The 242-nt window shown below is 65.7% G+C and carries 1 protein-coding gene; it reads right to left on the bottom strand.

Features of this window, described 5'->3' with window-relative positions; all coding sequences use genetic code 11:
* A partial coding sequence (locus tag ACPYOJ_RS36380) for a response regulator transcription factor FixJ (protein ID WP_481420540.1) occupies positions 1–242 on the bottom strand: 242 nt, incomplete at both ends.

Below are 242 nucleotides of genomic sequence, written 5' to 3'. Positions count from 1 at the left end.
AAGGCGATCATCTTGTTCTGCAGGCCGTCGAGCACGCCGGCCAGGACCTGGTGTTCGCGCTCCGTCAGCTGGCAAAGCCGAGATGCGATAGTGTCGGTGCCGGAGGCCCCGCAGAAGGCTCTCTTCAGAGCCGTCGCCCGGTTGATGGCCGCGATCAGCACCGCATCTGCAAAAGGCTCCTCCAGGCAATCCGCCGCCCCGGCCTTCATCGCCTGAACAGCCGTCGTGACATCGCCGTGGCC

The sequence above is a fragment of the Rhizobium sp. SVR5-9E genome (assembly GCF_056755095.1).
Note: the sequence above shows the minus strand (reverse complement) of the source record. Positions and strands in the feature narration are given on the sequence as shown.